The following is a 243-nucleotide window of genomic DNA, read 5'->3' on the forward strand; positions in this document are numbered from 1 at the left end:
GACGAGCAGTACGGCCAGGCGCAGAAGAAGCTGACTTTCGCCCTGGCGCGCGACGGCAACCTCAACTCGTCGGCGCAGGCGGCGCAGAACGGCCTCCTGCAGAAGACCTACGACACGCAGCGCCTGTCCATCGCCGACCAGGGGCAGAACCTCTCCAACCAGGCCCTATCGCAGATTGAGGACGCCCGCGGCAACCTGATCGGGTCCCTGAACGCCACGGGAGACGCCACGCAGGCGGCGCAG

1 protein-coding gene is annotated in these 243 nt (G+C 67.9%); it reads left to right on the top strand.

The features are described from left to right. Positions 1-243 (top strand): hypothetical protein (locus tag CVH10_RS26350; protein WP_181244739.1); only part of this gene is annotated, 243 nt, incomplete at both ends.

This window comes from Halomonas sp. ND22Bw, assembly GCF_003011945.1.
Classification (GTDB): domain Bacteria; phylum Pseudomonadota; class Gammaproteobacteria; order Pseudomonadales; family Halomonadaceae; genus Halomonas; species Halomonas halophila.